This is a genomic window from Clostridium sp. UBA2485 (assembly GCF_002341865.1).
Taxonomy (GTDB): Bacteria; Bacillota; Clostridia; order Clostridiales; family Clostridiaceae; genus Clostridium_J.
The window spans coordinates 19,911-27,563 of record NZ_DDOV01000030.1 but is presented as its reverse complement, the minus strand read 5'-3'; the positions used below and the strand labels follow the sequence as shown (position 1 = coordinate 27,563).

Sequence of the window (7,653 nt, the reverse complement as noted above, 5' to 3'; positions counted from 1 at the left end):
ATTTTTTCATTTTTTAAAAGTTTCGATTCTATCTCTCCTAGTTCTATCCTAAATCCTCTAATTTTCACCTGGTGATCTATTCTTCCCAGAAATTCTATATTCCCGTCTGGCAACCATCTCACTAAATCACCGGTTTTATAAANNCATGTAGAATTAGCTATTGGTTTTCCTATAGGAATGCTTTCCTTATAATCTTTATTAATGTGAAAACATGTAGAAAATGTAGTATTTTCTGTTGGTCCATAACCATTTATAATATTTAATTTTTTATTTTTACTTCTCACATTATTTATATGTTTAGTTGATAATACATCTCCTCCTACCAAAAGATATTCTAGATTTTCAAACATTTCCGGTTTTTCTTTTGATATTTGATTAAACAATGGTGACGTTAACCACATAGTACTTATTTTATTCTCTTGAATATATTGTTCTAATTTTTTTACGTTCATAAGTATATCGTTACTGATTAGATGCAATGGCAATCCATTGAGTAATGCTCCCCAAATCTCAAAGGTTGAAGCATCAAATACTATTGCTCCTGTTTGTAATATTCTATGATTTTCTTTAAATTTAATATAATCAGTATTATTTACAAGCCTTACTACATTTTTCTGTTCTACTGCAACTCCTTTTGGTTGTCCAGTACTACCTGATGTATATATTAAATAAGCCAAATCCTCTGGCTTATTTATATTTGGTAAATTAGGTAATCCCTCAATAGAATCCATTACATTTTCAAATTCTATTATCTCTCCATTAAAATTTATATCCTCTATAAAATAATTTTTAGTTAATATTATATTTACATTACTATCATTTATAATGTGCTTTATCCTCTTATTAGGATATTGTGGATCTATAGGTAAATAAGCTCCTCCTGCTTTTAATATTCCTAATATTCCAATTATCGTTTCCAAAGATTTTTCTACCATTATTCCTACTATTGTATCTACTTTTACTCCCTTATCCCTTAATAATTTTGCTAGATAATTGGATTTTTCATTTAATTCATTATAGGTTAACTGCTTATCTTTATATACTACTGCTATATTGTTAGGTGTATTTTTCACCTGTTCTTCAAACAACTCATGTATTGTTTTATTTTTTACATATTTAGTCTTTGTATTATTAAAATCATATAAAACTTTTCTCTTTTCATCCTTTGTAATAATATCTATATCACAAAGACGATTATAAGGGTTATTACCAAGTTGATACAATAAATTTTCAAAGTGTGAAATAACACTGTCGATAGGAAAACTCTCATCAAATACTTTAAGTTGATAATCAAAATCTATATTTATATCTTTCTCATCTCCAAAATCACTTACAAAAGTCGTTAGTGCATTTCTTTCGCATCTATTCGCAAGTAGCTTGTACTCTGTTTCATAGTCAGAAAACTTTTGAGAATAATCATGCTTTAGATAAGAAAGTACTACATCAAATAAGTTTTTTTCATGGCCACTATTGCTATAGACTTCTCTAACTATATGTCCTAAAGGAAATTGATCATGTTTATAACTTTCAACCAATTCTTTTTTTATATTTACAACGAAATCTATAAATTTTAAATTATTATCAATTTTTATCTTTAATGGTAATAAATTAACAAAAAGTCCTACTGTAGATTTATGTTTATCACTTCTTCTATTTAAAACTGGTACACCAATTATAAGTTCATCTTTGTCATAAACTCTTGAAAAATAAGTAAACATTGTTCCTAAAACAAAATGAAAAGCAGAACAATTATTTTCCTTACTAATTTTTATTATTTTATTATAAGCTGAACGTTTTATAGTTAATGTTTTCCTAGAACTTACTATATAGTTATTTATATCGTTCTCTGTATCTGCTTTTTTCGTGATAAGAGGATCTGGTAATACTTCTAATTTCTTCTTCCAATAAATCTTATCTCTCTCATACTCTTTAGAATTTAAATATTCTTTATTTTCTAGTATTAAATTTTTATAACAATATAAATTGTCTCCTCCTGGAAGATCTCCTTTTATAAGACTGTTGTATATTTTCATAACTCTTTTGTTTATAAGAGAGATTGACCATCCATCAACAATTACATGATGTATTTTTGTAAACCAATAATATAAATTTGTATTAACTTTTATTAATTCAAATTGAAAAAGAATATTGTTATTTAGGTTAAAAGGTTTTATCATTTCTGATTGTAGCCACTGTAAAGTATACTCCTCTGATTTCTCTTTTTCTGAAAAATCATGAAAAGGTACAGTATAATTTAATTTTGATAAAAACTTTTGAGTAGGTTCTCCATTAACTTCATTAATCATTATTCTTAGTGCATCATTTTCTTCTATTAATATATTTATGGACCTCTGAAAGATATCTAAATCTATCTTTCCCTTTATTTCCATATATCCTCCAATGTTGTAAAGAGCATTCTTAGGATATATTTGTTGCTTTATCCAAATATCCTGTTGATATGGTGTAAGTGAATATTCATGTAATTCACTTGTAAAGCTATTTTCATTTAGTAACATAAAATCCCTCTTTCTTATTTTTTAGTTTATTATAAGACTTATCAAAACTAGTATTTTCAATAATAATTAAAGTTTTTATGCATATATTTTTTCTATTCATACCTAGGTATTAAAATTTATATTTTTTATCATAGCAATCCAATTAATTATACATGCCATAATCTTATAAAAAATTACAGTTTCTAGTTGTTATTATACAAATATAAAATGTAACATATTGTAGTTTTTAGTAAAATGTTACTATTATTAACAAATTGTTAACAATTGTTAACGCTTAAAACCTTATTTTTTTATTTAAATTATTATAAATAAATGAAATTTACTAGGTTTTATTTAATTTTTAAACTTCAAAAATGAATATTAAAAATTAATAATATTCATTAATCCTTAATTATTTTTGATATCAATATAGTAAACCAAATTAAAAAACCAGCTTAAACTTATTTATTAAGCTTAAGCTGGTTTTCCTATGAAATTTAGTTTAATATTAAATTTAATTATTAATTATAAGATATTATTTCTACATATATCTTGAAATCATGACTTTAGTTATTTTCAGCTTTTTGATGCTTCATCAATGAAGTCAAAGTTATACCTACTGTTCCAACTATGGCTCCCCAAAATACTACTAAAAACAAAATAGCACTACTTTCCATAAAAACTACCTCCAAATTGCTAAAAATAAATTTAAATCTGGAAAATAAAATATTTTTACTAATATATGCTAATCCTCTCTAAATATTTATTAAATATATAATATTTTTTAAAGATACCTAAAACAAAAAGAGATAAACATAACGTCTATCTCTTTTCACCACCTATCTCTTTTTATCTACCATTGAGTTAAAAATTTTCTTATTCTTTATAAGGGATGTAAAAGTAGTTATACTTAATATAAACAAAATTATACCCAATATTGAACATATCAATGTTATTACTTTTATAGTTCCAAAGGAAAATCCAATACTTGAGCTTAGCTTTAATATTTCTTTATTTAAATTTGGAATTATATATATAAAATATCTTATCCAAAGCATTGATACTCCTAAAGCTATAGGTATTATACCCATAGCAATTAAATAGCCACTTTTTCTTCTGTTTTTAATTCCTTTAATAGCCATATATATAGGAAGTATAAAAACTATAGCCAATATAGGCCCAAAAAATTGTGGTGACAATGCTATTAGGCATGCACTTAATAATGTAAATTGAAAGGAAATATTATAAGCTTTTTTTTGAATAATAATTTTATCCTCTTTAGATACTGCTACCATAAGCTATTTCTCTGCCCTTTGATGTCTTAATAATGAAGAAAGTGTTCCTACCACGGCCGTAGAAATGCATCCCCAGAAAAATACTAAGAAAAATATTGCTGTTGTTTCCATAAATTATGCCCCCAATCCTTTCTTGACTATAACTTTATTTGAGTCAATTTCTTTTCCATAAACCTTTTTAATACTTCTATAAGTTCCCACAAATCCTATTATTAAAACTCCTAATATAACCAGTCTAGCACCATTTACCCATGGTACAAGGTTCGGTGTGCTTTCAACAAAGCTTGGAATCAATCTAAAATATCCATCTCTTATATAGTTAAATGTGGATCCAATAAGAACTACAAGTATAGTTATTGGAGTTACAAACCTTATAACAACAGTATATACCCATCGTGGAAGCTTCCAATAAGAACCATTGTTAATTCCTTCTGTAAAATCTTCTTTCATAATCCAACCGGTAATTATAACCTCCAAGAGTCCAACTATAACTAATAAATATGAACCTACCCAATTATCTATTTCAGTAAAATATGCCATTACATCCGTCTTTGTTAAAATTGGCTCTAATCCCACTGGCAATCCTACTATAATATATAATGCAAATACTGCAAAAGAAGCAGCTTTTCTTGAAAGTCCCATATCTTCTGAGAAGATTGTGGTTAAATAATTATACATGGCTATTGCAGATGTAAAACCAGCAAAGAATAATAACAAGAACCATAACGCACCAATTATTTGTCCTCCTGACATGTTCATAAATACATTAGGAAGTGCGATAAAGGATAATCCTATACTCTGTTGTATTCCGTCCGGACCCATAAATGCATAAGCAATAGGAATTGCAATAGTTCCTCCTAATATTACTTCTGCAAACTCATTTAAAGAGACAGTAGTCAATGCTGAAAGCACTATATCATCATCTTGCCTTACATAGGATGCATAATTTTGAATTATTCCCATTCCTACTGACAGTGTAAAAAATATCTGTCCACTAGCTGCTAAAGTCGCCTGAAAATTAAGAGCACTCCAATCTGGTTTCCACAAATAATTTAGTCCCTTTAATGCTGACCACTCAGGATTTACTGGCGATCCAGTAGTTAGCGATTTAATTATCAATATAATTCCAAAAGTATATAGTAATGGCATCATTATTTTTGCCCATGCTTCTATTCCTTTTTGTATTCCCTTTGTTACTGCAAAGGCAAGTACTGATAGGGCTATTAGCCAAAATACAAGAACTTTAGCTGGATCTTGAATGTAACTAACAAAAAATTCTCCAGTACTTTGAATACCTTGATAGGCACCTGTGGCTGTAAAGAAAGAATATCCAAGAGACCACCCAATAATATGATTATAATATGAATTTACAAGTACAGTTACTGCAATAGCAAAAGCTCCACATAAAGCTCCTAAGAATATTGCTTTTTTAGGCTTTAATCTGTCTCTTGATTGTAAGTAAGCCATGTATCCAACAGTACCATGACCATACCTTCCTCCAATTCTTCCTTGCATCCATTCAACGAGCATTACAGGAATCCCCATTACTAACAATGCAAATATATACGGAAGCATAAATGCTCCCCCACCATTTTTAGCTGCTTGATAAGGAAATCTCCAGAAGTTTCCTAGCCCTATAGCGTTTCCTGCCATAGCTAGAATGAGACCAAGTTTCGTTCCCCAATTCTCTCTACGATTCTGATCCATAATACTACCTCCTTATAAAAATCTTACAATAATGTTATCAAGATAGCGTTTAAAATGCAATTAAACAATTTATTAATTTCATTCTAAGAATTTTAGCTTCTATTCCATATCATCACCTAAAGAAATATTTTATAATTATTATGCGCTTAAATCCTTAAATATTCCTATTTATATGAATTGTATTATTTTTTCATAATCCATCCGTCATTTAAACGTTTTCTTTAAAATTGCAACATTAAGAAAATTATTTGTTAATTTTTTGACTATTATAATCATCTCTTCCTCTTAATTCGCACTAGTTATTAAAAGATTTTGTTAAACTTTTACAGTTTCTTTTAAATCCCTCTGTAACCTTTAAAAATTTTTAATATTTTATTTTCTTTAAATTGGCAAAAAATATACTATCCAAATTTATTCGTATTTTTTCCATATTTTCCTTCAAAAGATGCCCTAAATAAAAATAAGCCTTAATTTTAAGACTTATTTAGGATAAACATATTCAACTATAGGTTTTTTAACTTGTTCTATTAAAATTACCTTTAATAATGGTGAATTAAATACTTCTCTATCATATTTACTTATAACGTTATGAATAGTAGCTTCAACTCTTACCCAGCTATCCTTTTGCAACTTATCAGCCTTATCATATTCACATAATATACCATAAATTTCTGCATCTGCTGCACAACAATTCATCACTGGTCTAGACAATAAAAACTGTTGATTTTCAAAACTAGTATTCTTATAAACAAAGCCCTCCACTACTATTTTCTTTCCTTCATAATAATCTAAATTATTAACAATTTCCTCAAAAGTATTCATAAAGTTTTTTTCATCTATTTCAATTTTTCCTTTTAAATCAATATTTTGTAAACTATTAAAAGAAGAGTATTCGCTATTATTGCTCTTAAAATATTTATATCCCTTTAAATTTGCCATACTGCTATTTATTGTATCAGTTTTTACTAGTGGTATAGATATTAATAAAATAACAAATAAAAGATAAGAGTACTTTATCTTCTCTCTTTTTTCTATAGTAAATATTTTTTTAAATTGAAATAAATCTAAAATTATAAGAGATGCTAGTACAAAATACATATATTTAACCATGTTAGGATGGATAAAACTAAAAATTCTTTTAGTATATATCAAGTTTGACAAAGATAAGCTGAGAGATAATAAAATCAAAAACCAAATTACTTCATTCAAATTAAACTTTTTCATTTATACCACCCTCCCTGCAATAAAAATGTTTACTAGACATCCACTAACGAAACATACTACAAAAATTAATAGGAGAAGTTTTATAATAAATCCTTTTTTAAAACCACTACTTAACATAAATACATTTTTTATGTCTATCATAGGTCCTAAAATTAAAAATACTACAATAGACCCTAGAGAAAATTGATTTATAAAACTACTTGCTATAAAAGCATCTGCTTCTGAGCAGAGTGAAATTATAAAAGCAAAAGCTCCCATTGCAATTATAGATAAAATACTGTTTTCACCAACCATTAATAAATAATTTCTAGGTATAGAACTTTGAAAAGCTGCTGATATTAATGCCCCAATTATAAGCATCCCACCTATATTACGCAATTCAGCTGAACAATGATTTAATATATTTGATATTTTGCTATTATTATAAAATATATAATCATTGCATCCACAGCTACAGAAATTACTAGTGCCATTATCCTTTATAACTTTATCTTTATCTATCAAACCCTCTATTAACAATCCTATAGTTATAGCTACTAAAAATCCTATTCCCCCTCTTAACATTACCATATAAGGCATGTCTTTAAATGCATAATAAGTAGAAGTAAGCACTATAGGATTTACAATCGGTGCAGCTAACATAAAAGTTATAGCTATATTAAATGGTACACCTTTTTTAATTAGTCCTCTAGTAATAGGAACAGTAGCGCATTCACATAGTGGAAAAATTATTCCTAATAAAGCTGCAATTATTGTTCCTAAAAGTTTATTTTTAGGGATTATTCTTTTTATTGTATCCTCTGACACATAAATTTGAATTATTGCTGCTATAAAAGAACCTAGTATTATAAAGGGTAACGCTTCTAAAACTATGCTTATAAATATTGTAAAAAATATATCTTTATTATTTATCATTTTCTTACTCCTTATAG

At 27.1% G+C, this 7,653-nt stretch carries 5 protein-coding genes; all 5 read right to left on the bottom strand.

Translation table 11 applies throughout. From position 1 onward, the window contains the following. Nucleotides 1-2,516: non-ribosomal peptide synthetase (locus B3603_RS03890; RefSeq protein WP_291560976.1), on the bottom strand; the 2,516-nt coding region annotated here is incomplete at its 3' end. Nucleotides 2,517-3,334: 818 nt separating this feature from the next. Continuing rightward, a complete protein-coding gene (locus B3603_RS03885) occupies nucleotides 3,335-3,790 on the bottom strand; it encodes a hypothetical protein (RefSeq protein WP_291560973.1) in 456 nt (151 codons plus the stop codon). A 114-nt stretch (nucleotides 3,791-3,904) separates the two neighbouring features. Next, a complete protein-coding gene (locus tag B3603_RS03880) occupies nucleotides 3,905-5,497 on the bottom strand; it encodes a sodium-dependent transporter (protein WP_291560971.1) in 1,593 nt (530 codons plus the stop codon). A gap of 480 nt (nucleotides 5,498-5,977) precedes the next feature. After that, the gene (locus B3603_RS03875) at nucleotides 5,978-6,721 is read right to left on the bottom strand and encodes a TIGR03943 family putative permease subunit (protein WP_291560969.1); all 744 of its coding nucleotides are present in this window, start codon (nucleotides 6,719-6,721) and stop codon (nucleotides 5,978-5,980) included. Continuing rightward, on the bottom strand, nucleotides 6,722-7,636 hold the full coding sequence (locus tag B3603_RS03870) for a permease (RefSeq protein ID WP_291560967.1): 915 nt from the start codon (nucleotides 7,634-7,636) through the stop codon (nucleotides 6,722-6,724). Between the last annotated feature and the right edge of the window lie 17 nt (nucleotides 7,637-7,653).